This is a genomic window from Fulvimarina uroteuthidis (genome assembly GCF_034321785.1).
Taxonomy (GTDB): Bacteria; Pseudomonadota; Alphaproteobacteria; order Rhizobiales; family Rhizobiaceae; genus Fulvimarina; species Fulvimarina uroteuthidis.
In genome coordinates this window covers 946,748-972,308 of record NZ_JAXLPB010000001.1, presented here as the reverse complement: position 1 = coordinate 972,308, position 25,561 = coordinate 946,748, and the positions used below count along the sequence as shown (strand labels likewise).

The following is a 25,561-nucleotide window of genomic DNA, read 5'->3' as shown; positions in this document are numbered from 1 at the left end:
CTTCGAGGGCAGGGCTTTCTCTCATAAGCCTTGTCGCGCACGCGTCAAACCTTCGCGGATCCGGGATCAGGCCGCCTCCATCGATTTTTCCGGTGCCTTCGCGCCGGTCATCAGCGCGACTGCGTCGTTCATCGTCGCCTGCTTCGGATCGATGACGCAAAGCCGCTTGCCGAGCCGGTGCACATGGATGCGATCGGCGATCTCGAAGACGTGCGGCATGTTGTGCGAGATGAGGACGATCGGAATGCCGCGCGAGCGCACGTCCTGGATCAGTTCCAGAACCTTGCGGCTTTCCTTCACGCCGAGCGCTGCCGTCGGCTCGTCGAGAATGATCACCTTCGAGCCGAACGCGGCGGCCCGCGCGACGGCGACGCCCTGGCGCTGGCCGCCCGACAAGGTCTCGACCGCCTGGTTGATATTCTGGATCGTCATCAGGCCGAGCTCGGATAGCTTGTCGCGGGCGATCTTCTCCATCGCGGGGCGATCGAGCATGCGCAGATACTTGCCGGCAAACCCCTTCTTGCGGATTTCGCGCCCGAGAAACATGTTGTCGGCGATGGAGAGTGCCGGCGACAGAGCGAGCTGCTGATAGACGGTCTCGATGCCGGCATCCTTCGCCTCGATGGGCGAGGCGAACCGCACCGGTTCGCCGTGCAGGCGGATCTCGCCTTCGTCCGGCACCACGGCGCCGGACACGGCCTTGATCAGCGAGGACTTGCCCGCGCCATTGTCGCCGATCACGGCAAGGATCTCGCCGGGATAAAGGTCGAAATCGGCATGGTCGATGGCGGTGACGCGGCCGTAGCGCTTGACGATGTTGCGGCCCTGCAGGGTCGGTGTCGGCTTCGTCATGACGAGATCCTCCGGATCCATTGGTCGATCGCGACCGCGACGATGATCAGCCAGCCCGTCGCGAAAAGCTGCCAGAGGACGTCGACGCCGGCAAGGCGAAGGCCCGAATTGAAGACGCCCACGATGATCGCGCCGATGAGCGGGCCGAGGATCGATCCGCGCCCGCCGAACAGCGAGATTCCGCCGATGACGACGGCGGTGATCGATTCCAGATTGGCTTCGAAGAACGAGGTCGGCGACACCGATCCCACGCGGCCGATCGAGGCCCAGGCGGCGATGGCGCAGATCACGCCGGACAGCATGTAGACGCCGATCAGGGTGCGGTCCGTGCGGATGCCGGACAGGTCTGCCGCTTCCTTGTCGTCGCCGATCGCGTAGATGTGGCGGCCGAAGGCGGTCCGGTTGAGGATGTACCAGAGGAGCGCGAAGATCACGACCATCAGGACGACGCCCCAGGTGAGCACCGCGCCGCCCAGGTTGAACCGCTCGCCGAACAGCTTGAGGAGCGGAGCCTCCGCGTCCAGCGTCTGCGAGCGGATCGTCTCGCGATTGGAGAAATAATAGTTCAGCGCGAGGAAGATGTTCCAGGTGCCGAGCGTGGTGATGAAGGGCGGCAGCTTGACCTTGGTGACCAGGACGCCGTTGAGCAGGCCCGTGCCCGCGCCGCAGACCATGCCGACGAGAATGGCGAGGGGAACCGGAAGACCGAATTCGACCGAGAGCCGGCCCATGATGACCGAGATCATCATCATGACGGCGGCAACCGACAGGTCGATGCCCGCGGTCAGAATGACGAGACTCTGGGCGGCCGCAAGAATGCCGACGATCGCCACCTGCTGCATGATCAGCGACAGGTTGAAGGCGGAGAAGAAGTTCGGCGAGACGAGGCCGAAGGCGACCACCGACATCGTCAGAACGATGACCGGGACCATCGTCGGATTGCCGTGGAGAAAATGCTGGGTGTTGCCCAGCAGCCCCCGCGACTTGTGTTCGAACCGTGCGACCGCCTTGTCGCTATCTTTGAGGGACGATTCGTACTCCGTCCCCTTGCCGCCGGTTTGGCTCATGGCGTGGTTGCTCCATCATGAGGAGAAGACATCCACCCGGATATTCGGACGGACCCATTTCGTATCGGAGACGAGACTATGCCGGCCCGCTCCGCCTCCGTGGCATGGGCGCCGAACGGATGACGGACGCGTGACGAACGACGATCGACGAACCCTGATCGAAGGTCCGCGCGTCCGCATGCGCGGGACCGTCGCTTCCGGCGAGCGCCGCTGGCGCGGCGCCCGCAATCAGCGGCGTTCGGGCATCAGCCCCAGCAGCGATCGAGGCCTTCCGCAACATCGATCGATTCGACCCCCTCGACCGGCGCGTCGGTGACGAGATTGACGCCCGTGTTGAAGAAGTCGAGGCCTTCGCTGGGCTGCGGAACCGTGCCGTCCTTGGCGTATTGGGCGATCGCCTCGATGCCGAGGCTCGCCATCTCGAGGGGATATTGCTGCGAGGTCGCGCCGATGACGCCCTCTTCGACATTCTTGACACCAGGGCAGCCCCCGTCGACGGAGACGATGAGGACGCCCTCTTCCTTGCCGAAGGAGCGCAGCGCCTCGTAGGCACCGGCGGCCGACGGCTCGTTGATGGTGTAGACGACGTTGATGTCGGGATCCTGCTGGAGAAGGCTCTCCATCGCTGTGCGCCCGCCTTCTTCGTTGCCCGAGGTCACGTCGTGGCCGACGATCCGCGGATCGTCCTCGTCGCCGATCGTGTTCTTGTCCTTCACGTCGATGCCGAAGCCTTCGAGGAAGCCCTGGTCGCGCTGGACGTCGACGGACGGGGCCGACGGCGAGAGATCGAGAAGGGCGATCTTGGCGTTGGCAGCCTCGTCGCCGAGCGTTGCGGCGGCCCACTGGCCGATGAGCTGGCCGGCCTTGTAATTGTCGGTGGCGAAAGTGGCGTCGGCGGCATCGATCGGCTCGAGCGGCGTGTCGAGGGCGATGACGAGCACGCCCTGGTCGCGCGCCTGCTGGACGACGTCGGTGATCGCCTTGGTGTCGGAGGCGGTGATCAGGATGCCCTTGGCGCCGGCCGCGATGCAGCTCTCGATCGCCTGGACCTGGGTCTCGTGGTCGCCGTCGATCTTGCCGGCATAGGTGGACAGGTCGACGCCGACTTCGGCGGCCTTGGCGGTCGCGCCCTCCTTCATCTTCACGAAGAACGGATTGGTGTCCGTCTTGGTGATGAGGCAGGCCTTGGTGTCGGCGTCCTGCGCGGCGGCAGGCAGAGCGAATGTGGTGGCTGCGACGAGTGCGGTCGTGCCGAGAAGCGTGCGAAATCTCACCTGAATGTTCCTCCCGTGAAACAGTCTGGCCGGACCCGTTAGACAAGGGCTTTCCGACCTGTCCGCCCGACCTCCCTGGTGCGGGCACTGATAGCAGGAAACACCGAACACGACCGGCTGTCAATATATAAATCACAGAAAGTTATTTATTGGACAAGCGGTTTTTTCCGGGCATTATACAGGCCGGAACGCGCACATGTCTGGGATGGAGATCATGCGCCGGGCCACACCGCGAGACAAGCGGTTCGTTGCAGGACGACGACCGCGCCGCAGGGAGGACGACATGACGAACGGGACGAACCCGGAGGCGCCAGCGGTCGACGGACGGGCGCGCGGATCCAACCAGTCGGGCCTCAGGGCCCACAACGAGCGCGCGGTGCTGTCGCTGATCCGCCGCCACGGCGAAATGGCGAAGGCCGACATCGCGCGCAGGACCGGACTTTCGGCGCAGACCGCCTCGGTCATCATGCGGGCGCTGGAACGCGAAGAGCTGGTCATTCGCGAAGAGCCGCGGCGCGGCCGGGTCGGCCAGCCATCCGTGCCCATGCGGCTCAATCCCGATGGGGCCCTGTCCTTCGGCCTGAAGATCGGCCGGCGTTCGATCGAGCTCGTCCTGATGGATTTCGTCGGCCGGATCCGGGCGCGCCGGGTGATGCGCTACAGCTATCCGCGCGTGTCCGAAACCTGCGACTTCGTCAAGGCCGCCCATGGCGAACTGACGGCGGAGCTCGATCCCTCGCTGCGCGGCCGCATCGCCGGCCTCGGCGTCGCGATGCCCTTCGATCTCTGGTCGTGGGCGGCCGAGATCGGCGCGCCGGAGGAGGGGATGGCGCCCTGGCGCGATTTCCACGTCGAGGCCGAACTCGCCAGGCTGACGGGCGTATCGGTCTACATGGCGAACGATGCGACCGGGGCCTGCGCCGCGGAGAACGTGTTCGGCCGCGGCGACTCGGCCGATTTCGTCTACTTCTTCGTCGGAGCCTTCGCCGGTGGCGGCATCATCATCAACGGCGATCTCATCCTCGGCCGTCTCGGCAATGCCGGCGCTTTGGGTTCGCTGCCGATCCCGCGCCGTTCGGGCGGGGCCGGGCAACTGATCGAGTTCGCCTCGATCAACGTTCTGGAAAATCTCATCCGCGATGCCGGGGGCGATCCGGCGTCGATCTTCGAGGACGAGACCGTCTGGGACGGTCTCGGCGACATTCTCGATCGCTGGATCGACGACGCGTCCTACGGGCTGGCCTATGCGGTCCTGGCGTCGAGCGCGGTCTACGATTTCGAATGCGCCATCATCGACGGGGCCCTGCCACGTCCCGTGCTGCAGCGCCTGATCGATGCGACCGGGACGAAGCACGCCGCGCTCGTCCAGAAGGGCCTGTCGCCGATCGAGTTGCGGGCGGGAAGCGTCGGCCCGAGCGCCCGCTCGCTGGGCGCTGCCAGCCTTCCCCTGTTCGCACGCTTCCTGCTCGACCAGCGCGTGCCCTATGCCGAGCGGGGATGAAGCGCCGCGCGTGCGGCCACCGCGCCGCGAGGCGCGTTCGAAGGCAAGGCGCGCCGACGTGCTCTTCGGGACGGCCACCGTCACGAATTCCCGACGATCGCGCGCCTTTGGCTTCGATCGCACTAGGTGAGCCCAGCATGCGCATTTGCAAGGCGGCGGCGCCGTGACCATCTGGGGTTATCGCGGCGGTGACCCGACCGGATGCGGGCCCAGTTTCGAAGACGAGGACATCAGACCATGGCACGGTCGCTCTTTTCAGGTTTTCGCGACCTGCTCAACCAGATTTCCCCAGATGCCGCTCCGCGCGAGGCCGGTGGCCAGGACGAGTTGGTCGTCGCCATCGCGGCGCTGCTCTTCCACGTGGTCAGTGCCGACGGCATCGTCACCGAGGAGGAGCGCGAAAGCCTCGATGCGGTGCTGCGCGAGGATTACGGCCTGTCGCACGAGCAGGCGCTGGAAGTGGCCGCGGCCGGCGAGCGCGCAAACGAGGAGGCCGTCGATCTCTACCGTTTCACCTCGGTCCTGAAGAACCGGCTGGAGGCCGAGGAGCGCGCCGATGTCGTGCGCCATCTGTGGGAGGTCACTTTCGCCGACGGCGCGGTTCACGAGCTGGAGGACAATGTGGTCTGGCGCGTGTCCGAGCTTCTCGGCGTCTCCTCCCGCGACCGGATGATCATGAAGAAGGAATTCGCCGATCGCGCGCGACCCTGACCCGATGAAGCACCATTTTCCTTACGATAGCCCGGGCAAGGACGGGCGGACGCCGGACGGCGTGGAGCGCTACCGGCTCGATGGCCGCGACCTCAGGCCGCTGCTCGTGATCCTCCACCAGGAGAGCTCGACCACGGGCCGCGTCGGCCAGGTTCTCCAGCGCCACGGCGTCCGGCTCGACATCCGCAGGCCGGTGCTCGGCGATCCCTTGCCGGAGACGCTCGAGAACCATCACGGCGCGATCGTGTTCGGCGGGCCGCCGAGCGTCAACGACGGCTTGCCCTATCTCGACCGCGAGACCGACTGGCTGGCCGTCCCCTTGCGCGAGGAAAAGCCGTTCCTCGGCATTTGCCTCGGGGCGCAGATGCTCGCCAGGCATCTTGGCGCGAAGGTCGGAAGCCACGCCGAGGGCCTCTCCGAAATCGGCTATTATCCCTTGCGGGCGACCGAGGCGGGCCGGAGCTTCATCTCCCATTGGCCGGACATGGTCTACCAGTGGCACACCGACGGGTTCGAGCTGCCGGCGGGCGCCGAGCTTCTGGCCGAGGGCGACTGGTATCCGAACCAGGCGTTCCGTTACGGCAGGCGGGCCTTCGCGGTGCAGTTCCACGCCGAACTGACCATGGCGATGGTCTATCGCTGGACGACGAAGGGCCACGAGCGCCTGAAGCTGCCGGGCGCGCAGCCGCGCCGCGACCATTTTCACGGGCGCCGCGTGCACGACGAACCCGTGCGCCAATGGCTCGACACGTTCCTGACGAAGATCTTCGGCGACACGGTTTCCCCCGACTGACATCCGCCCCGTCAGCGCGCCTATTCCCGCGCGGCCAGATGCTTGGCCTTGCGCAGCTCCGGGAACATGTAGGCCCAGAGCCCGGCGACGCCGACGGTGGCAAATCCGCCGAGGACGACGGCGGGAACCGCCCCGATGAAGGCGGCCATCGTGCCCGCCCGGAACTCGCCGAGTTCGTTCGATGCCCCGATGAACACCATGTTGACCGCGTTGACGCGCCCGCGCACCTCGTCCGGCGTCCACAGCTGCATCAACGTTTCGCGCACATAGACCGAGATCATGTCCGATGCGCCCATCAGCGCCAGCGCGACGATCGACAGCCAGGGTGCGGTCGACAGGCCGAAGATCACGGTGAACGCGCCGAAGGCCGCGACGAAGGCGAACATGATCGCACCCGCATTGTTCTTGATCGGGTGGGCCGCGAGCCAGATCGCGACGGCGACCGCGCCGACGCCGGGGGCGGCCCGCAACAGGCCGAGACCCCATGGCCCGACCTCGAGGACATCGCGCGCATAGACGGGCAGGAGCGCCACCGCGCCGCCCAGAAGGACCGCGAAGAGGTCGAGCGAGATCGCGCCGAGCACCACCTTTTCGTGCCAGATGAAGCGGAAACCCGCGATCACGGTTTCGAGGCTCGCCGGCTCGTTCGCAAGGCGCTGGGCCGGCGCTCGGATCGACAGGACGAGGATTGCCGAAAGGAAGAACAGGACGGCGCCCGTGCCGTAGGCGCCGAGGGGAGAGACGCCGTAGAGCAGGCCGCCGGCGACCGGCCCGGTGATCGAGGCGATCTGCCAGGACGAGGAGTTCCACGCGATCGCGTTGGCCAGCTCGTCGCGGGTGACGAGATTGACGACCAGCGACTGGGACGCCGGCCCGAAGAAGGCCCGCGCGATCCCGAAGACGACGAGAATGACGAAGACCGGCAGCGGCGAGGTGAGGCCCTCCCAGGTGAACACCATCAGCGCGAGCGCCCCGCAGCCTTCGACGAGCACCATGAGCCCCATGATCCATCGCCTCGAATAGCGGTCCGCCACGGCCCCGGTGACCAGCACGAGAAGCAGCGCCGGCAGGAACTGGCAAAGCCCGACGAGCCCGAGATCGAACGGATCGCGGGTGAGATCGTAGATCTGCCAGCCAACCGCCACGACGACGATCTGGATGGCGAAGGCGGCAAGGAACCGGGCGAGCCAGTAGCGCAGGAACCGGTCGTTCCGGAACGCGGCGAACCGGTCCTCGTCGGGCGTCCGCGCCGGACCCGCGCCGGGCTTGGACCCGAGATCGTCGGGGATCGGATCGGTCGGTAGATGGGCCACGCTGGTTCTTCCTGAATGCTGACCGATCGTCGATGGGTCCTTGAAAACCTGTCGCCTTATCGCCTTGCCGGAGCCGTCGCAATCAGCCTTCGACCGATCGCATGGCGTGTATGGGCCCCGATTTCACGTTTTCGGCCCGGGTGTTGCCGCCGGACGACCCGCGTCCATTCGCCTTGACACAAGAAACTGCGTAAGACTTGAGGCAGCCCGCCGATCGATTAGCTTGGCAGGTGAGGCGGCGTGCCCATGCGGCACGAATCGTGACGGTCTTGATTGGACGAACGGCGAAACGATCACGCTTTGTGATCCACGGGACGGAGCAGGCGTGCAGGCATCGGGATACAATCAGATCGACATCGCGCTCATCGGCGGCGGGCTTGCCAACGGCCTGATCGCCTGGCGGCTCGCGGAGTTGCGGCCCGACCTGAAGGTCGTCGTCTTCGAGGCGGGGGACGCACCGGGCGGCAATCACACCTGGTCGTTCCACGAGCACGATCTCACGCACGCGGAGCACCGCTGGATGGCGCCGTTCATCGTGCATCGCTGGTCCACCAACGAGGTGCAGTTTCCCGATCGCTATCGCCAGCTCTCGACGGGCTATCTCAGCGCGTCCTCCGATCTGTTCCGCGACCAGCTGACCGGGCGACTGGCAGGCGCGATCCGCACGGGGCGGACGGTGGAAGGCGTGACGCCGACGCAGGTGACCCTGGAGGGCGGAGAGACGGTCGCGGCGGGCGCGGTCATCGACGGGCGCGGCTACCGGGCAAGCCCGCATCTCAATCTCGGCTTCCAGAAGTTTCTCGGCCAGGAAATCGAGTTCGAGGCACCGCACGGGGTTGTCCGTCCCGTGATCATGGACGCAACCGTCCCCCAGGCGGACGGGTACCGCTTCGTCTATCTCCTGCCCATGTCGGCGACCCGGCTTCTCGTTGAGGACACCTATTACGCGGACGGCGAAGCGCTCGACCGGGACGTGATCCGGGCGAACATCGACGCCTACCGCCGCGACAAGGGCTGGCCCGCGGGCAGGGTGGTGCGCGAGGAGGACGGCGTCCTTCCGATCGCGCTCGCCGGGGACATCGACGCGTTCTGGGCGCAGAAGGGCGAGGTCGCCGCGAGCGGCCTCAACGCCGCGCTGTTTCATCCGACCACCGGCTATTCCCTGCCGGACGCGGTGCATCTGGCCGACCGCATCGCGGGGCTTCCCGAACATTCGGCGGCCGCGCTGTTCGATGCGACACGTCGCCACTCGGTCGAGACATGGAAGAAGCGCGGTTTCTTCCGTATGCTGAACAGGCTTTTGTATCTCGCGGGCGATCCCTTGAAACGCTATGTCATCCTGCAGCATTTCTACCGGCTCCCCGAACCGCTCGTCTCGCGTTTCTACGCCGGCGATCTGACCCGTGCCGACAAGGTCCGCATCCTGACGGGCAAGCCGCCCGTCAGCGTGATCGGGGCCTTGAAGGTGCTTTCGCCCAGTTCCGTCGAGGGGGCGGCCGCATGAACCAGATCCCGCAGAACGATTTTTCCGCAGGCACCAAGACCGCCGTCGTCATCGGCGCAGGCTTCGGCGGGCTCGCGCTCGCCATCCGGCTGCAGGCGGCGGGCATCCAGACGGTGCTTTTGGAAAAGCGCGACAAGCCGGGCGGCCGCGCCTATGTCTACGAGGATCAGGGCTTCACCTTCGATGCCGGGCCGACGGTCATCACCGATCCCACCGCCCTGGAAGAGCTGTTCGAGGTCGCCGGCGCGAAGCTCTCCGACTATGTCGAGCTTCTGCCCGTCGCGCCGTTCTACCGGCTTGCCTGGGAAGACGGCTTCGTCTTCGACTATGCCGACGACCAGGAGGATCTCGACCGCCAGATCGGTGCGAAAAGCCCTGAGGACGTGGCCGGCTATCGACGGTTCCTGGCCTATTCGAAAGAGGTCTTCCACGAGGGCTACGAAAAGCTCGGGACCGTTCCCTTCCTGAATTTCAGGGACATGATGCGCGCAGCCCCCCAGCTCGTGAAGCTGGAGGCCTATCGCAGCGTCTATTCCAAGGTCTCCCAGTTCATCAAGGACGACCAGCTGCGCCAGGCCTTCTCGTTCCATTCCCTGCTCGTCGGCGGAAATCCGTTCGCGACCTCCTCGATCTATGCGCTGATCCATGCGCTGGAGCGCAAATGGGGCGTGTTCTTCCCGCGCGGCGGCACCGGTGCCCTGGTGCGCGGCATGGTCAAGCTCTTCACCGATATTGGCGGGCGCATCGAGGTCGATGCCGAGGTCGCGGAGATCACGATCGAGAACGGCCGGGCGAGCGCCGTCCGCACGCGGGGCGGCGCCGTCTTCAAGGCCGATCTCGTTGCCTCCAACGCCGATGTCGTCCACACCTACGCCTCCCTGATGAAGACCTCCGAGCGCGGCCGCAAGCACGGCAAGGCGCTGCAGAAGAAGCGCTTCTCCATGTCGCTCTTCGTCATCTATTTCGGCCTGAAGACCCATCGCCCGGACATCGCCCACCATACGGTGTGCTTCGGGCCGCGCTATCGGCCGTTGATCGACGAGATCTTCAAGGGGCAGGAACTGGCCGGCGATTTCTCGCTCTATCTCCACAATCCCTGTGTCACCGATCCCTCGCTCGCCCCCGAGGGCATGGGCTCGTTCTACGTGCTCTCTCCGGTGCCCCATCTCGGCAATGCGCCGATCGACTGGGCCGTCGAGGGCCCGAAATATCGCGACAGGATCCTCGACTATCTGGAAGCGCGTTACATTCCGGGCCTCAAGGCCGATCTCGTCACCAGCCGCATCTTCACGCCGGACGATTTCAGGGACGAGCTGAACGCCCATCTGGGCTCGGCCTTCTCGCTCGACCCGGTGCTGACGCAGTCGGCCTGGTTCCGTCCGCACAATCGCGACGACCAGATCCCGAACCTCTACATTGTCGGGGCCGGCACCCATCCGGGGGCGGGCGTTCCCGGCGTCGTCGGCTCCGCCAAGGCGACCGCCGGCCTGATGATCGAGGATGCGCGCGCAAGCATGGTGCGCGCGTGAGCCTCAGCGAAAGTCTCGATGCCAAGATTGTCGGCAGCCTGCCGTTCGGGACATGCGAGCGCGCGAAGATCGCCGCCGAGGCGCAGGCGACGATCGCCAAGGGGTCCAAGAGCTTCGCGGCCGCCGCGCGCCTGTTCGACCGCGACACGCGGGCGAGCGCGATGATGCTCTATGCCTGGTGCCGCCACTGCGACGACGTCGTCGACGACCAGATTCTCGGCTTCCGGCAGAAGGGTCGGATCTCGGACCTTTCGGCCGAGGAGCGCTTGCGGGAATTGGAAACCAAGACGCTCGCCGCGATCAACGGCTCGCGCACCGGCGAGGCCGCGTTCGATGCGATCGGCGACGTGGCGCTGCGCCATGATCTGCCCGACGCCCTGGTCATCGCGCATCTCGAGGGTTTCCGCATGGACGTGGACGGACGCGTCTACGAGACCATCGAGGATACGCTCGACTATTGCTACTGCGTGGCCGGCGTGGTCGGCGTGATGATGGCGCGGGTCATGGGCGTGCGGCCCGGAGGCTTTGGCGGCGAAGCGGTGACGCGGACGCTCGATCGCGCCTGCGACCTCGGCATGGGTTTCCAGCTCACCAATATCGCGCGCGACATCGTCGAGGACGCGGAGGCGGGCCGGGTCTATGTCCCCGCCGAATGGCTTCGGGATCTGGGCCTCGATCGGCGCGATCTTCACCTTGCGCGCAACCGGAAGGCCGCCGCCGAGCTCGCCTTTCGCCTGATCGATCTTGCCGAGCCCTATTACGCGTCGGCGTCGCACGGCCTTGCCGCCCTGCCGCCGAGGGCCGCCTGGGCGGTCGCGACGGCGCTCGGCGTCTATCGCGACATCGGCATGGTGATCCGCAAGCGCCGCGAGGCGGCATGGGACGATCGTGCATCGACGGGTGCGGCGGCGAAATTCGCCCATGCGGCACGCGGCGCGGGCCGGACCCTCGGCTCGCGGGTCTTCAAGGGCGGACACGGGCGACCGGACGATCTGTGGACACGGCCGCGCTTTGCCGCGCTCGGCGACGCGTCGGATCGCTGACGACCGCCCTTTCCACGACGCTTGCCGGCCGTTCGCAGGCGATGGGCCTCAAAGGAGCGGGCTGATCAGCCGGGTGAGGTTTTCGGCGAGCTGCTTGAAGAAGCCGCGCTTGCGCCATTCCTCCAGTTCCAGCCGCTTGGATTTCGAGCGATAGTCCGCCTCGATGCGCTGAAGCTCCGCGTTCGCGGTCTCGTCATAGGCGATGAGCGTGACTTCGGAGTTCAGCTCGAAGGATCTGAGATCCATGTTGGACGAACCGATGATCGCGATGTCCCCGTCGATCGACAGGTGCTTGGCGTGCAGGAATCGCTCGCTGTAGAGATAGACCTCGACGCCGGCGATGAGGAGATCCTCGAAGTAGGAGGCCTGCGCGGTGTCGATGAGGAAGCTGTTGGTCGTCGCGGTGATGAACAGCTCGACCTTGACACCCTTCTGCACGGCCGTCGAGATCGCGTTCAGGAGTTCGTCGTTCGGCACGAAATAGGGAGTGGTCAGCGCCACCCTGTCGCGCGCATTGTGGATGATGTCCGTGAACAGGACATCCACGCCGGCTTCCGGAAAGTCGGGCCCCGTCGGCATGACCTGGCAGATCGCTGCGCCGCTGCGCTCGAGGTTTTCCGGCGGCACGAACTCTCCGGTCCCGATATCCTCCTCGGTCTCCAGATACCAGTCGGCCACGAAGATGGTCTGGAGTTCGAGCACGACAGGACCGGTCACCCGGGCCATCAGCTCGCGGTAGAACGTGTTCGGCTCGTATTCGATCCGGTGCATGTTCTGGGAGCCGACCCAGCCGATCTGTCCGTCGACAACGACGATCTTGCGGTGATTGCGAAGATCGAGGCGGGTCGCCTCGTTCCAGAAACGCAGCGGCAGGATGGTGTGCATCTCGACGCCAGAGCCCTGAAGCCGCTTCGAAATGCTCTTGTAGTCGGAGGACGACCCGACCGCATCGACGAGAAGCCGGCAGTGGACGCCGCGCTTGGCGGCACGCTCCAGCGCGCTGATGACCCGGTTGCCGGCCTCGTCCGCTTCGAGGATGTAGAAGCAGAGATGGGCATGATGCCTGGCCCCGTCGATATCGGCCGCGATGCGTTCCACCACCCGGTCGTAATCGGCGTCGAACTCCACCTCGTTGCCGCTGACCGGCGGCAGGCGGCCGATCTTCTCGACGAGTTGGGCTGTGATGCGGTGAGGGGACCGAAGCGCGCCCTTGTCGGTCGCCGCGCCCCCGCCGATCCGCTGGATGATCGGCTCCAGGACCGCCGGCAACTGCGCCAGCCGCACGCGGCGCCATTTGGGATGCAGGGCGTTGCCGAGAACGAGGTAGAGCGGCAGGGCGACCCAGGGCAGGAAGAAGAAGAGCAGAAGCCAGGCCTGCGATGCGGCGGGCGACCTGCGGAACGGAATGTAGACGAGGGCGCCGAACAGGATCGTCCAGCCCGCGATCTGCAGGAGCATCGTCAAAACACCGATGGCGGTCATGTCCAAAACTGGTTTCGTCCTTGAAATCGTCTGCGCCGCGACGGACGCGTCGCCATCGCGCTTTTCCAGCACGCCGAACGGGAGATCAAGTCTAAGGCACAGGAGGCGAACGGGAAGCCCGCCGCATCGGAACGCGGTCGCCGCCGGCCTTGCGCGCAAAACTTCGCGGCCGACCGTTTGCATCCCGCGCCCGGCGATCTATCTGGCCAGACATATCCGCCGTGCCTTGCAAACCCACATGCCCGTGGACCCTCTGAAGAAGCGCTGTATCCCTTGACCCGCATCGTCTACGCCAATCTCGGCTATCTGCGCGGGATCGATGGCTCGTTCCGCCAGCATGTCGGTCGCTTCTGGCGTCACGTCTACACGCCGATCAAGGCGCAGACGACCAGCATCTCGCAACTGACGGCTGTGGTCGAGGAACTGTCTCCAGACCTTTGCTGTCTCGTCGAACTCGATCGCGGCTCGATCACCAACCGCTTCTTCGACCAGTTGCCGACGATCGGCGGCAAGCTGTTCCCGGTTTCGGTCGCGCACGGCAAGTACGGGACGGAACGCATCCTGTCGCCGCTCCACTTCTCCTACGGCAAGTCGAACGCGTTCCTCGCAAAGGCGCCGGTCGAGGCGGCCGACCGCTATCTGACCGACGGCAAGAAGAAGCTCGTCTACGATATCCGGATGACCGGGCCGACGACGAACCTGCGCATCCTCGTCGTCCATCTGTCGCTCGTCGTCACGGAGAGAGCGCGCCAGATCGAGGAGCTCGCCGGCTGGGTCGCGGAGGAGGATGCCTCGACGATCGTCGTCGGCGATTTCAACGTGTTCCGCGGCGAGCGCGAACTGAAGCCGCTGCTGGCTTCCGGCCACCTGTTTCACGCCAACCGGGGCATGGAGCCGACATTCCGCTTCGGCCCCTGGCGCGCGGCCCTCGACACCTGCCTCATCTCCGAGGATCTGAGGAGCAGCGCCTGCGTCACCATCGTCGATCAGCCCTATTCCGACCACCAGATGCTGGTGATGGACGTCTGATCCGAGGGCCTCCGCGGAAAACGACAGAGAGCTGCGGCCCGGGCGGACCGAACCGGCTTCGGTCCTATTCGGCGCCGGGCGTCGTCACGGTTTCGGGCTCGGCAAGATCGCTCGCGGTCGCAGGTTCCGTCGGATCGTCGGTCGGCGTCGCGTCCTCGGGATTGCTCACGAAGAAGAAGTAGATGCCGATCGCGGCCAGGACGACCACGACCGGCCACAGGATCGCACGGCTGCGGCCCTTCTCGAAACTCGGTCCCATTCTGGGTGCCATGGATCAGTCTCCGCGCTGATTGAACCGACGGAGATAGCTAGCGCGAGCGGCCCGGCGGCCAACCGCCGGGCCTTGCCGTCAGCCGAACACCCGCCGGAAGATCGTGTCGGCATGCTTGGTGTGGTAGCCCAGATCGAAACGCGAGCGGATCTCCTCTTCGGACAGGGCCGCGCGCACCTCCTGATCGGCCAGCAGCTCTTCGAGGAAGTCGACGGTCGCAACGCCGGCCACGTGATAGCTTTCCCAGACTTTCATGGCGTTGCGCTGGACGAGGCGATAGGCGTCCTCGCGCGAAGTGCCGGCCTGCGTGAGGGCAAGGAGGATGCGCTGGGAATGAACGAGGCCGCCCAGCCGGTCCATGTTGCCGCGCATGCGCTCGGGATAGACGAGAAGGTTCTCGATCACGTTGGTGAGGCGGGCGAGCGCGAAATCGAGGGTGATCGTCGCATCCGGCGCGATGTAGCGTTCGACGGAGGAGTGCGAGATATCGCGTTCGTGCCACAGCGCGACGTTCTCCATCGCGGGCAGGGCGTAGGAGCGGACCATGCGGGCAAGGCCGGTGAGGTTCTCGGTCAGCACCGGATTGCGCTTGTGCGGCATCGCCGACGAACCCTTCTGGCCCTTGGAGAAGAACTCCTCGGCTTCCAGGACCTCGGTGCGCTGGAGGTGGCGGATCTCGGTGGCGAGGCGCTCGATCGACGAGGCGATGACGGCGAGGACGGCGAAGTACATGGCGTGACGGTCACGGGGGATGACCTGCGTCGAGACCGGCTCGGCGGTCAGCCCCATGGCCTTCGCCACATGCTCTTCGACGCGTGGATCGATGTTGGCGAACGTGCCGACGGCGCCCGAAATCGCGCAGGTCGCGATCTCCTCGCGCGCGGCGACGAGGCGGGCCCGGCAGCGCTCGAACTCGACATAGGCCTGGGCGAGCTTGACGCCGAACGTGGTCGGCTCGGCGTGGATGCCGTGGGAGCGCCCGATCGTGATCGTGTCCTTGTGCTCCAACGCGCGCGTCTTCAGCGCCGCGAGCAGCCTGTCCATGTCGGCCAGAAGAAGATCGGTCGCCTTGACGAGCTGCACGCTGAGGCAGGTGTCGAGCACGTCCGAGGACGTCATGCCCTGATGGACGAAGCGCGCATCCGGCCCGACGATCTCGGCGAGATGCGTCAGGAAGGCGATGACGTCGTGCCTGGTCTCGCGCTCGATCGCGTCGATCCGGTCGATGTCGAAGGTCGCGGCATTGCCCTTTTCCCAGATCGTCCGGGCCGCATCCTTGGGGATGACGCCGAGCTCGGCCAGCGCGTCGCAGGCGTGGGCCTCGATCTCGAACCAGATGCGGAACTTGGTTTCGGGCGACCAGACGGCGACCATCTCGGGCCGGGCGTAACGGGGGATCATGGCGTGGACTTTCGACGGCGTGTGGCGGAACGGTTCGCCCTGCGATCTAACAGACCGCTTGCCAAGGCTCAATCGAAACCCCGTCCGGGCGTCCGGCCGATCCTTGCCGAGGGCCTATCGCCGGCTGTCCTGGCCCGCAAGGCGCCCTCTCAGTCCAGCGGCACCGGCAGGGCGATATGGCGGATGTCGGGACCTTCGAAGCCGCGGCTCGTCACGGTGAGCAGCGCGACGCCCGCAAATCCGCCGGAGGGCTTCTCGTAGATGCGCACCTGGCGAATGCCGTAGTCGAGCGGGCATGACCGCGAGACCGGAATACCGGTATCCTCGTGGAGGACGGACGTCGCCGCGCCGGCGACCAGCGCGATCCGGGCCAGCCGGAAGCCGCGCGTCTCGGCCTCGCAGAACTCCGGCCCCTGAAGCGCGAAGGTGGAGAGGCGCAGTTCGATCGGATCGTCGATCGGGGGCAAAATCGCCCGGGGCACGAAGCGGGCGGTCTTCGGATCGGCCGACAGGTCGGTCGGCAGGTTTTCGACGACCACCTCTCCCTTGCGGGGATCGGCGAGACGTTCGGCCAACAGCATGGCGACCATTGCGCGCGCTTCGCTCATCGCGTCCGCGACGCTCGCCGCCTCGTCCTTCAGCAGCACCCGGACCGGCGAGGGATCGACGAAACGGTCCGCGTTCAGGTCGAGCACGAAGATATGCGCATAGGGAAAGCCGGAGCCGTCCTGGATGCCGGATTCCTGATAGGCGAAGAGATCGCCGTCCTGCGAAAAGCCGATCGGCTCGAGGGTGGCGATGTCGCCGGCGGCGGCCGAGCTGCCGAAACCGAACGCGGCGAGCAGAAGGCCCAAGACCATTCGGGTCCCGAACGCTCCTCTTCCGCCTGCCGACGTCTGCCCTTGCGCCATGTCTTCGGGTGTCCCTCGATCAGCGGGCCGTGATGCGCGTGCAGTCGAAATCGTCGCCGCTCGCGTGAGAGTACCAGCCCATCTCTTTCCCGGTAAAGCCCGAAAGCGTGATGCGGTAATCCTCGTCGAAGACGAGGGTGTAGGCTCCGTCCGCGCCGGTCTCGACATGGCGGATCGGCAGATCCTCGCTCCCATTGTCGTAGACGTTATCCGTGAAGGTGAAGACGGCGACGCCGCAATCCCATGTGCCGACGAAGGGCGGCGCCTCGGCGTTCGCTTTCGCGGCGGACGGCACCATGAAAGCCAGGCACGCTGCGGCAAGGCAGGACGACAGGGATCGCATCGAAAGGTTACTCCTCTGCCGGCAGGGACGGGTCGCCGGGGCGGCGAGCTTCGCCCGGTTTGCGCCCGCCGGCAAGATCGCTTCGTGCGTCATGGATGATCGCGGTTCGCTTCGAACACGCCGCGCGCGACGGCCCGGGCCATGACGGCCGCGCCCGCCGCCATGAGTTCGATCCGCGAGACGGCGTCGGCGGGGACCGCGCGCCGCGCCGTTGCGGCGGCGAAGACGAGATCGCCGTCGAAATCGGTATGGGAGGGCCAGATCGCTTTCGCGTAGCCGTCCTGGCCCGCGACGGCGAGGCGTTTCAGGGCCGGCTTGTCGAGGGTCGCATCGGTCGCAAGAATGCCGATGGTCGTGTTGCCGCCCGCTGAAACGTGCAGTTTCGAGAACGGAGAGGCGGCGTCCCGCGGCAGTGGGCAGGGCAGGCCCCGCCCGCCGAACTCGCCGTCGATCTCGAAGGGCGCGGCCCAGAAATGGGGCCCGGAGCCGATCGTGGCGGAGCCGGCGGCGTTGACGGCGACGAGGGCCGCGATGGTGACGCCGGAGGCAAGGACGCAGGAGGCGGTGCCGAGTCCGCCGCGCATGCGTGCGGTCATCGCGCCGTAGCCCGAACCCGATCGCCCGCAGACCACCGGATCTTTCGAAGCGCCCGTCGCGGCGGCGTAGCCGAGCTCCCGGTAGGGTGGATAACGGCCCCAGCCCTTGTCGCCGCCATTGAGGAGATCGAAGAGGATCGCGCCGGGAACGATGGGCACGCGGGCCGTGCCCACGGCAAAGCCGCGCCCTTCCTCGCGAAGGTGGGCCTGGACGCCGCCCGGCGCATCGAGCCCGAACGCCGAGCCGCCGGACAGGACCAGCGCATCGACGCCGCCGACGAGATTTTCCGGACCGAGAAGATCGGTCTCGCGCGTGCCCGGCGCGCCGCCGAGGATCGAGACCGAGGCGGTGGCGGGTGCGTCGAACAGGACGACCGTCGTGCCGCTTGCCAGTTCGCGGTCCTGCGCATTGCCGACCGCGAGGCCCTCGACGTCGGTGATGTCGTTGCGCGCGCCCGCGCGCCAGAGGGGCGTGTTTTCGCTCATTCGGGCGGTTCCTGCGGCGCCGCGTCCTCGCCCGCCTCGGGCACGAAGGCCTCGCCGTTCCAGCGCAGGGCACGATAGCGAACCGCGTCGCTGTCGCCGTTCGCGTCGAAATCGACGGGCCCGAGAAGCGTCTCGAACGTGGCCTCGTTCAAGATGTCGGCCAGACTGCGCTCCTCGATGGTCGAGCCGGCGAGCGTCGAGACGGCCGCCTGCGCGATCTGCATCGCCGCATGGGCCGGGCCGGCATAGCCGCGAAGATCCTGCGCGGCGGACCCGTCCGCCGCCGGTGCCGCGTGGCGGAGCGGCGGAGCGACAGCGGTGACGCCTTCGGCCAGCGGCTGGTCCGGGCTCGCCTCGTCGACGAGGCTTTCGCCGCCGATGATCTCGAGGCCGAGACCGAGTTCGGCCGCGTCCCGCGCGATCACGGCGATATCGGATCGGTCGCCGGCCATGAAGAACCGCGTCACGCCGGTGCGCATCAGGCGTCTGGCGAGGCCGAACTGCTTTTCTTCCGCCGGCCGATAATTGTCGGTGGCCGCAGGCTCCAGCCCTTCGTCGGCAAGGAGCCGGCGCACCGTGTCGGTCAGGCCGCGATTGGCGATCGAGCCGTCCTCGACGAGGCCGAAGGGCTCGGCACGCCAGCGCGCGATCATCGTATCGGCGATGGCGCGCGCCTCCGCATCCGAGCGTGGGGCGATCCGCCAGACCTTGTATCCGGTCTTCTCCCGCGCCTCGGTGATGCGGCTCGTGCGCACGCCAACGGCAAGCACCGGAATATCGGCCTGCGTCAGGACGGGAAGCGCGGCCTGCAGCGCCTCGGTGCACAGAAAGCCGACGACCACGCGTGCGCCCGACGCGACGAAGCGTTCCGCGGCGTCGCGCCCGCCATCGGCGCTGCATCGGGTGTCCGCCGTCGTGACGGTGGTGTCGCCCTGTGCCGCGGAGCGTGCCCCGCGAACGACCTGCTCGCCGAGAAGGCTGCTCGATCCCGACAGCGGCGCGGCAACGCCGACGATCGTTTCGGCCGCCGAGACGGCCGGCAGACATGCGCCGAGACCGGCCGAGACGAGGCCGTAGCGGAGCAGGCGGGGGAGACGGGAACAAGGACCGGACATGGCATCGTTCATAAAGCGCCGGGCGACAAAGAGGAAACCGGTTTTTTGCCTCCGAGGGCCACGCCTCGCGCGCCCCGAACGATGGGGCGTTTCGACACGTGCGCCGGCGGCCGCGAACCCGAAGGCCTGTCCGAACGTTGATCCGTCGCGGCCCGACGAGGCGGCCGTGCAGGGAAAGGGCAAGCAGGATGAGCAGCGACAGGACCGAAAGCCGTACGATCCGGGCCGAGGAGCCCGCCGAGATTCCGGGAGATGGACTGTTCTTCGGCTATCTCGCCATGCTGCCCCTGGTGGCCGGCGCGATCGGCCTGTTCGTACTGCCGGACAATTGGGCGTTTCTCACCCTCAACCTGACGTTGTTCTGGGGCGCGGCGATCCTGACCTTTCTTGCCGGCGTGCGGCGCGGCGTCAGCTTTCGCCAGCCCGGCGGACCGAAAGCCACCCAGCTCGCCATGATGCTGTTCCTGTTCCTGACGGGGTTCGGCGCGACCGTCGCGGTGGTGTGGGCCTATCCGCTTCTCGGCATCGGTCTGGAGATCGCCGGGTATCTGGCGCTCGCCATCCTCGATCCGATCAGCGCGCGAAAAGGCCGCGCGCCGCTCTATTTCGCAAAGCTGCGTCCTTTGCAGATGGTGCTGCCGATCGCGTCTCTCGCCGCCGTCGCCTATTGGGTCTCGACGAGCGGGTTCTTCTGACCGAAGGGGCGGATCCGTCCGCCGTTGCGGGCCCGAACGCAAAATTTGTTCGAAGAGCGGCGCAACTAAAGGACATCCCGGTGCTGCGAAAGCGCCGGGCCTCCCCTATGTTGGGACGCAACGCACCGCCGGTCTCGTTCGAGCGTCGGCGAAAGACATTCAGACGTCGGGAATGGCCGAGACTGGTGGCGCTTGCCGAAAGGCGCCCGGACTGGTCTCGGTTTCCGGCCATGCCATGAAGGACGCTGCATGAGTTCCGTTGCTGAAACGACTGCCGAATCGATGCCTGAGACCGGTGGTTTCGCCATTCCCGCCAATGTGTTCGCCGAAACCGTCACCTCGGTCACCCACTACACCGATCGGCTGTTCGCCTTCCGCATGACGCGGCCGCAGAGTTTCCGCTTCCGTTCGGGCGAGTTCGTCATGATCGGCCTGCCGAACGCCGAAAAGCCGGTCTACCGCGCCTATTCGATCGCCTCGCCCTCGTGGGACGAGGAGCTGGAATTCTTCTCGATCAAGGTGCCCGGCGGTCCGCTCACGGAGCATCTGCAGAAGATCAAGACCGGCGACACGGTGCTGATGCGCAAGAAGCCCACGGGGACGCTCGTCCACGACGCGCTGATCCCGGGCAAGCGGCTGTTCATGTTCTCCACCGGCACCGGCATCGCGCCCTTCGCTTCGGTGCTGCGCGATCCGGAAACCTACGAGAAGTTCGACCAGGTCATCCTCACCCAGACCTGCCGCGAAACGGCGGAGCTCGACTATGGGCGCCAGCTCGTCGATCACATGAAGACCGACGAGATGATGCAGGAGATCGTCGGGGGGAAGGATCTGTTCTTCCACGCCAGCGCGACCCGCGAGGGCGAGACGCGGGGCGAGCGCATCACCACCCTGATCGAGAACGGCAAGCTGTGCTCGGATCTCGGCATCGAGCCGCTCAATCCCGAGACCGACCGGGCAATGATCTGCGGTTCCATGGCCATGCTGAAGGACACCGAGAAGCTGCTTCTGGCGCGCGGCTTCGAGGAGGGCGCGAACAACGCGCCGGGAACCTTCGTCGTCGAGCGCGCCTTCGTCGATTGATCGGGACAAGCGGCAATTCATGACGCCTTGCGGCCGTCGCGGATCGTCCCGCGGCGGTCGTATTTCGTTAACCGCAGACAATAAAAGCGAAGCCTTACGCTCCGTCCGTTCAATGTTTGAAAATCGCATCTGCTTACAACAGGGCCAGGCGAACCGGCTGCGACAGCCGAGGCGGAGGCCCGATCATTGGACGCACGTGTTACACAGGCAGAGCGCACGGTCTACGTCGATCTCGACGGAACCCTGATCCATAGCGATCTTCTCTGGGAGACGCTGTTCCTGGCCGCGCGCCAGGACCCGAAGCTTCTGGTCAAGGTGCCGGTCTGGGCGTTCCGCGGCAAGGCCTGCCTGAAGGCGGAGCTGGCACGCCGCGTCAGGTTCGACGCCGCGTCGCTGCCCTACCGCACGGAAATCGTGGACGAGCTGAAGGCGCTGAAGCAGGCCGGCCGCCGTATCGTGCTCGCGACCGGCTCCAACGAGCGTCTCGCCCATGCGGTCGCGGACCATCTCGGCCTGTTCGACGCGGTCATGGCGTCCTGCGACGGGGTGAACCTGACCGCGACCCGCAAGCTGCAGCGCATCGAGGCGGAGACCGGCGCGGACGGCTTCGAATATTACGGCAATTCCCACGAGGATATCTGTCTTCTGGAAGCGGCGGCCGAGGCGACCGTCGTCGCGCCGGACCGGACGGCGCGGCGCTGGCAGAGGCGCACCGGATCGACGCTCATCGATCATGAGAAAGGCCGCCTGAAATCCGCCGTCAAGGCGATGCGCCCGCATCAGTGGACGAAGAACGTTCTCGTCTTCGTGCCGGTGGCGCTCTCCCACGAATTCATGAACTTCGGCATGCTGTTCGCCGCCCTCCTGGCGTTCGTCAGCTTTTCGGCGGCGGCATCCGCGGTCTATATCGTCAACGATCTCCTCGATCTCGAAGCCGATCGCCGGCACAAGACCAAGCGTCGCCGACCGTTCGCGAGCGGGCGTCTCGGCATCCCGACAGGGCTGAAGATGGCGACCGTGCTTCTCGCCGTCTCCGTCTTCGCCGCACTCTTCCTGCCGATCGGCTACGCCCTGGTGCTCGCCGGCTACATGGTCGCGACGACGGCCTATTCCTTCGCCCTGAAGCGGATGCTGCTGATCGACGTGATGACGCTGGCCTTCCTCTACACCACGCGCATCATCGCGGGCGCGGAGGCCACGGGCGTCAACACCTCCTTCTGGCTGCTCGCCTTCTCGATCTTCTTCTTCCTGTCGCTGGCCCTCGTGAAGCGCTTCACCGAACTGCAGGATTTCGGCGTCGGTGCCGGGCGTGCAACCACGGGGCGCGGCTATGTGGATGCCGACATCGAGACGATCGGCCAGATGGGCATGTCCTCGGGCTTCGCCTCGGTGCTGGTCCTGGCGCTCTACATCAACAGCCCCGAGGTCGCGCAGAACTACGACATTCCCTATCTCGTCTGGCCGCTCTGTCCGATCCTCCTCTACATCATCTCGCGGATCTGGATTCTGGCCCGCCGCGACCAGATGCACGAGGACCCGGTGGTCTTCATCCTGCAGGACTGGCGCTCGCAGATGATGATCGGTCTGGGCGCAGCCATGTTCCTCGGTGCGGCCTATGTCTGATCACGGGGACCGGGTGCGGTTTTCGAGCTGGGGCGGATCGGTCGCGAGCGGCGCGCATGCGGTTTCTCCCGCCGATTTCGACAGGGCGTCCCGGCAGCCGGGCGTTCGCTGCCTGCCCTACGGCAATGGCCGCTCCTACGGCGACAGTTGCCTTCTGTCGGGCGGCGGCATGATCGAGGCGCGCCGCAACGCAAGGATCTTGAGCTTCGACGAAGAGACCGGCCTTCTGGAAGCCGAGGCCGGCATCCTCCTGTCGGAGATCATCGCATTTGCCGGCCCCAGGGGCTGGTTTCCGCAGGTTTTGCCCGGAACCCAGTTCGTGACGCTGGGCGGTGCGATCGCCAACGATATTCACGGCAAGAACCACCATCGCCGGGGCACGTTCGGCGTCCATGTGGACAATCTGGTGCTCATGCGCTCGGATCAGGGACGGCTCACCTGCTCGCGCACCGAACATGCCGATCTCTTCGCCGCCACCATTTCCGGCATGGGGCTGACCGGGCTGATCGAAGAGGCGACCATCCGGCTGATGCGCGTCGGCTCGACCGAAATCTGCGAGACGACGACGCGCTTCGACCGGCTGGAGGACTATTTCGAGCGTGCCGAAGCGGCCGACGAACGCCATGAATACGCCGTCGCCTGGATCGATTCCCTGGCGACGGGCAAACGGTTCGGCCGCGGCCATCTGATCTGCGGCGACCATGCGGCATCCGGCAGGCGCGACGGCGTCGGCCGACCGCCGATCGCGAGCGTGCCGCTGACCCCACCGGTCAGCCCGCTGATGGGCCCGGCCCTGAAGGCGTTCAACGAAGTCTATTATCGCAAGGCCAAGCCCGGAACCCACGCGCGCACCGTGCCCTTCGACGGCTTCTTCTTTCCGCTCGACCGCGTGGGCCGCTGGAACCGCCTCTACGGGCCGCGCGGGCTCTGCCAGCATCAGGGCGTGATCCCGGACGAACACGGTCCGGCGGGCGTGCGGGCGCTAATCGAATGCGCCCATACGCACGGGCAGGGATCCTTCCTGACCGTCCTCAAGCGGTTCGGCGCGATCGCGAGTCCCGGCATCACCGCCTTCGCGCGGCCCGGCTACACGCTCACCCTGGATTTTCCCAACCGCGGTGCCCGAACGCTGGCGCTGCTGGAAGAGCTCGACCGGATCACCATCGAGGCGGGCGGCGCCGTCAACCCCTACAAGCACCACCGCATGAGTTCGGCGACCTTCGCGACGAGCTTTCCCCGCTTCCAAGACCTCGACGCCCTGCGCGATCGGGCGATGGTGTCCGATTTCTGGTTGCGGACGGTGGGCAACGCCGCAGAACGGCCGGTTTCGTCGAACCAGGCCGAAGCGCCGTCGAACGATACGTTTACCCTGCGAGACGATGCCCGGCCGGCACCGGTCGGAACGCCGGCCTTTTAACGAATCAGTCGCATCGCACTCCGTATAACGGGCAGCAGAGACACGTCGTTTCGAACGGAGACATTCTGGAATGTCAAAATATCTTCCCTTTATTCTGTTTACCGTGTTCACCAACGCGGCGGCACAGATCCTGTTGAAGTACGGCATGATGCAACTCGGCAATCTGAGCTTTGCCGGCGTCAATCCGATCTTCAAGATCCTGTCGATCGTCTTCAGCCCCTTCGTCTTTCTCGGGCTCCTGACCTTCGTCGTCTCCATGGCCTCGCACCTCTACGTCCTGTCGAAGGTGGAGCTGTCCTATGCCTATCCCTTCCTGTCGCTCGCCTATGTCGCGGTCGCGGTGATCGCGTATTTCGTCTTCCACGAAGACCTGAACGCGTACCGGGTCGGCGGCATCGCCCTCATCTGCGTCGGAACGTACTTCATCGCCCAGGGCGGCTCGGCCGTCCACGAGGAGGCCGGGACCGTCGCCGAACTCACCAAATCCGCTGCCCACGAGGTTTCGCAATGAGACATATCCTGTTCGGAGGAGACGGCTTCGTCGGCCGTCATCTTGCCCGCAAGCTCAACGAAGACGGCGAGGAAGCCATCGTCGTCGATATCGCCAAGGGCGATTTCCCCCACTATGCGACCGTCGCCCACATCCGTTGTGACGTGACCGACCCGGCGGCGATCGCACGGCTCGGGATCCGGCCCGACGACATGGTCTACAACCTGTCGGCCAAGATGCTGTCGCCGCTCCAGGTGCGCGCCAAGCGTCACGCCTTCTTCTATCCGGTGAACTACGACGGCACGAAGAACATCATCGAGGCGATGGACAAGGCGGGGGCCTCGAACCTCGTCCATTTCACGACGGACATGATCTACGGTCACACCAAGACCTATCCGATGACCGAGGAGCACCCCGTCGCGCCGCTGGGCGAGTACGGTCAGTCCAAGCTCGACACCGAATATCTCGCCCATGACTGGCGCGAGAAAGGCATGAACATCTCCCTGTTCCGCCCCCGCCTGATCATCGGTCCCGGCCGTCTCGGCATCCTGGAGAAGCTGTTCAAGCTGATCGACAACAATCTTCCCGTTCCCATGATCGGATCGGGCCGCAACCCGTACCAGTTCATCTCGGTGTTCGATTGCGCGGAGGCCGCGCGCCTCGCGTGGAAGGCGGGCGTTCCGAACGAGGCCTACAATCTCGGTTCTCTGAACCCGCCGCCGGTGAAAAAGCTTCTCGGCGATCTCATCGCCCATGCCGGATCGAAGTCGATCCTGATCCCGACGCCGGCCTGGGCCGTGAAGAAGACGCTCGACGCGCTCGACTGGCTCAACCGGCCGCTGATGGACCCCGAGCAATACCTGATCGCCGACGAGGAATGCGTTCTCGACGTCACCAAGGGGCGCGAACAGCTCGGCTGGGTTCCGCAATATCGCGACGAGGACATGCTCATCGCCGCCTACAGCGAATATCGCGCCAAGCTCGCCGGCACGTCCGGCAAGCGCGCATCCGTCATGCAACCCGCCGAATAAG

Annotated in this window: 24 protein-coding genes; 13 read left to right on the top strand and 11 right to left on the bottom strand. The window is 66.1% G+C overall.

What is annotated here, in order from left to right; genetic code table 11:
• Positions 1-66: 66 nt before the first annotated feature.
• The 3 genes from U0C82_RS04500 to U0C82_RS04490 form a co-directional block, all read right to left on the bottom strand.
• Entirely contained in the window at positions 67-852 is a 786-nt protein-coding gene (locus tag U0C82_RS04500; protein WP_322185857.1) for an ATP-binding cassette domain-containing protein, read from the bottom strand.
• Positions 849-1,919, bottom strand: coding sequence for an ABC transporter permease (locus U0C82_RS04495; RefSeq protein WP_322185856.1), 1,071 nt, complete (start codon positions 1,917-1,919; stop codon positions 849-851). Before U0C82_RS04495 ends, U0C82_RS04500 begins: the two co-directional genes overlap by 4 nt.
• 245 nt (positions 1,920-2,164) lie before the next feature.
• A complete protein-coding gene (locus U0C82_RS04490) occupies positions 2,165-3,193 on the bottom strand; it encodes a sugar ABC transporter substrate-binding protein (RefSeq protein WP_322185855.1) in 1,029 nt (342 codons plus the stop codon).
• A 283-nt stretch (positions 3,194-3,476) separates the two neighbouring features.
• Here U0C82_RS04490 and U0C82_RS04485 point away from each other — a divergent pair, with 283 nt between their 5' ends.
• From U0C82_RS04485 to U0C82_RS04475, 3 genes are all read left to right on the top strand, one after another.
• Positions 3,477-4,694, top strand: coding sequence for an ROK family transcriptional regulator (locus U0C82_RS04485; RefSeq protein ID WP_322185854.1), 1,218 nt, complete (start codon positions 3,477-3,479; stop codon positions 4,692-4,694).
• Between the two features lie 237 nt (positions 4,695-4,931).
• Positions 4,932-5,405 (top strand): tellurite resistance TerB family protein, encoded by a 474-nt coding sequence (locus tag U0C82_RS04480; protein WP_322185853.1) that lies wholly within the window; start codon positions 4,932-4,934, stop codon positions 5,403-5,405.
• 4 nt (positions 5,406-5,409) lie between these two features.
• Positions 5,410-6,198 (top strand): glutamine amidotransferase, encoded by a 789-nt coding sequence (locus U0C82_RS04475; RefSeq protein WP_322185852.1) that lies wholly within the window; start codon positions 5,410-5,412, stop codon positions 6,196-6,198.
• A gap of 20 nt (positions 6,199-6,218) precedes the next feature.
• On the opposite strand, the gene U0C82_RS04470 is transcribed toward U0C82_RS04475, so the two are convergent.
• Positions 6,219-7,487: an MFS transporter gene (locus U0C82_RS04470; protein WP_322185977.1), complete on the bottom strand. Its 1,269-nt coding sequence runs from the start codon at positions 7,485-7,487 to the stop codon at positions 6,219-6,221.
• Between the two features lie 349 nt (positions 7,488-7,836).
• Between U0C82_RS04470 and crtY the strand changes: the two genes are divergently transcribed.
• Genes crtY through U0C82_RS04455 form a run of 3 tightly spaced genes read left to right on the top strand, consistent with a single transcriptional unit; the run spans position 7,837 to position 11,587 of the window.
• Entirely contained in the window at positions 7,837-9,015 is a 1,179-nt protein-coding gene (gene crtY, locus U0C82_RS04465; RefSeq protein ID WP_322185851.1) for a lycopene beta-cyclase CrtY, read from the top strand.
• Positions 9,012-10,544: a phytoene desaturase gene (locus U0C82_RS04460; RefSeq protein WP_322185850.1), complete on the top strand. Its 1,533-nt coding sequence runs from the start codon at positions 9,012-9,014 to the stop codon at positions 10,542-10,544. Before crtY ends, U0C82_RS04460 begins: the two co-directional genes overlap by 4 nt.
• Positions 10,541-11,587 carry a phytoene/squalene synthase family protein gene (locus U0C82_RS04455; protein WP_322185849.1) on the top strand — a complete coding sequence of 349 codons (1,047 nt, stop codon included), beginning with the start codon at positions 10,541-10,543 and terminating at the stop codon, positions 11,585-11,587. The genes U0C82_RS04460 and U0C82_RS04455 overlap by 4 nt, the downstream gene beginning before the upstream one ends.
• Before the next feature lie 48 nt (positions 11,588-11,635).
• Here the strand turns inward: U0C82_RS04455 and cls are convergent, their stop codons facing one another.
• Positions 11,636-13,069 carry a cardiolipin synthase gene (gene cls, locus U0C82_RS04450; RefSeq protein ID WP_322185848.1) on the bottom strand — a complete coding sequence of 478 codons (1,434 nt, stop codon included), beginning with the start codon at positions 13,067-13,069 and terminating at the stop codon, positions 11,636-11,638.
• Positions 13,070-13,342: 273 nt separating this feature from the next.
• On the opposite strand from cls, the gene U0C82_RS04445 reads away from it, so the two are divergent.
• Positions 13,343-14,098, top strand: a complete 756-nt coding sequence (locus tag U0C82_RS04445) for an endonuclease/exonuclease/phosphatase family protein (protein WP_322185847.1) — start codon at positions 13,343-13,345, stop codon at positions 14,096-14,098.
• Between the two features lie 64 nt (positions 14,099-14,162).
• Here the strand turns inward: U0C82_RS04445 and U0C82_RS04440 are convergent, their stop codons facing one another.
• The 6 genes from U0C82_RS04440 to U0C82_RS04415 form a co-directional block, all read right to left on the bottom strand.
• Positions 14,163-14,369 carry a hypothetical protein gene (locus U0C82_RS04440; RefSeq protein ID WP_322185846.1) on the bottom strand — a complete coding sequence of 69 codons (207 nt, stop codon included), beginning with the start codon at positions 14,367-14,369 and terminating at the stop codon, positions 14,163-14,165.
• Between the two features lie 78 nt (positions 14,370-14,447).
• Positions 14,448-15,770: an adenylosuccinate lyase gene (gene purB / locus U0C82_RS04435; RefSeq protein ID WP_322185845.1), complete on the bottom strand. Its 1,323-nt coding sequence runs from the start codon at positions 15,768-15,770 to the stop codon at positions 14,448-14,450.
• A 149-nt stretch (positions 15,771-15,919) separates the two neighbouring features.
• Positions 15,920-16,630, bottom strand: coding sequence for a DUF2259 domain-containing protein (locus U0C82_RS04430; RefSeq protein ID WP_322185844.1), 711 nt, complete (start codon positions 16,628-16,630; stop codon positions 15,920-15,922).
• Positions 16,631-16,700: 70 nt separating this feature from the next.
• Entirely contained in the window at positions 16,701-17,024 is a 324-nt protein-coding gene (locus tag U0C82_RS04425) for a hypothetical protein (protein WP_322185843.1), read from the bottom strand.
• Between the two features lie 89 nt (positions 17,025-17,113).
• Positions 17,114-18,106, bottom strand: a complete 993-nt coding sequence (locus U0C82_RS04420) for a P1 family peptidase (RefSeq protein WP_322185842.1) — start codon at positions 18,104-18,106, stop codon at positions 17,114-17,116.
• Entirely contained in the window at positions 18,103-19,221 is a 1,119-nt protein-coding gene (locus tag U0C82_RS04415; protein ID WP_322185841.1) for a branched-chain amino acid ABC transporter substrate-binding protein, read from the bottom strand. Before U0C82_RS04415 ends, U0C82_RS04420 begins: the two co-directional genes overlap by 4 nt.
• Positions 19,222-19,409: 188 nt before the next feature.
• Here U0C82_RS04415 and U0C82_RS04410 point away from each other — a divergent pair, with 188 nt between their 5' ends.
• The 6 genes from U0C82_RS04410 (at position 19,410) to U0C82_RS04385 (ending at position 25,560) form a co-directional block, all read left to right on the top strand.
• A complete protein-coding gene (locus U0C82_RS04410) occupies positions 19,410-19,916 on the top strand; it encodes a DUF3429 domain-containing protein (protein WP_322185840.1) in 507 nt (168 codons plus the stop codon).
• A 249-nt stretch (positions 19,917-20,165) separates the two neighbouring features.
• Entirely contained in the window at positions 20,166-20,999 is an 834-nt protein-coding gene (locus tag U0C82_RS04405; RefSeq protein ID WP_322185839.1) for a ferredoxin--NADP reductase, read from the top strand.
• Positions 21,000-21,185: 186 nt separating this feature from the next.
• The gene (locus U0C82_RS04400; RefSeq protein WP_322185838.1) at positions 21,186-22,622 is read left to right on the top strand and encodes a UbiA family prenyltransferase; all 1,437 of its coding nucleotides are present in this window, start codon (positions 21,186-21,188) and stop codon (positions 22,620-22,622) included.
• Entirely contained in the window at positions 22,615-24,039 is a 1,425-nt protein-coding gene (locus U0C82_RS04395) for an FAD-binding oxidoreductase (RefSeq protein WP_322185837.1), read from the top strand. Before U0C82_RS04400 ends, U0C82_RS04395 begins: the two co-directional genes overlap by 8 nt.
• Before the next feature lie 70 nt (positions 24,040-24,109).
• The gene (locus U0C82_RS04390; protein ID WP_322185836.1) at positions 24,110-24,550 is read left to right on the top strand and encodes an EamA family transporter; all 441 of its coding nucleotides are present in this window, start codon (positions 24,110-24,112) and stop codon (positions 24,548-24,550) included.
• The gene (locus U0C82_RS04385) at positions 24,547-25,560 is read left to right on the top strand and encodes an NAD-dependent epimerase/dehydratase family protein (RefSeq protein WP_322185835.1); all 1,014 of its coding nucleotides are present in this window, start codon (positions 24,547-24,549) and stop codon (positions 25,558-25,560) included. Before U0C82_RS04390 ends, U0C82_RS04385 begins: the two co-directional genes overlap by 4 nt.
• Position 25,561 lies beyond the last annotated feature (1 nt).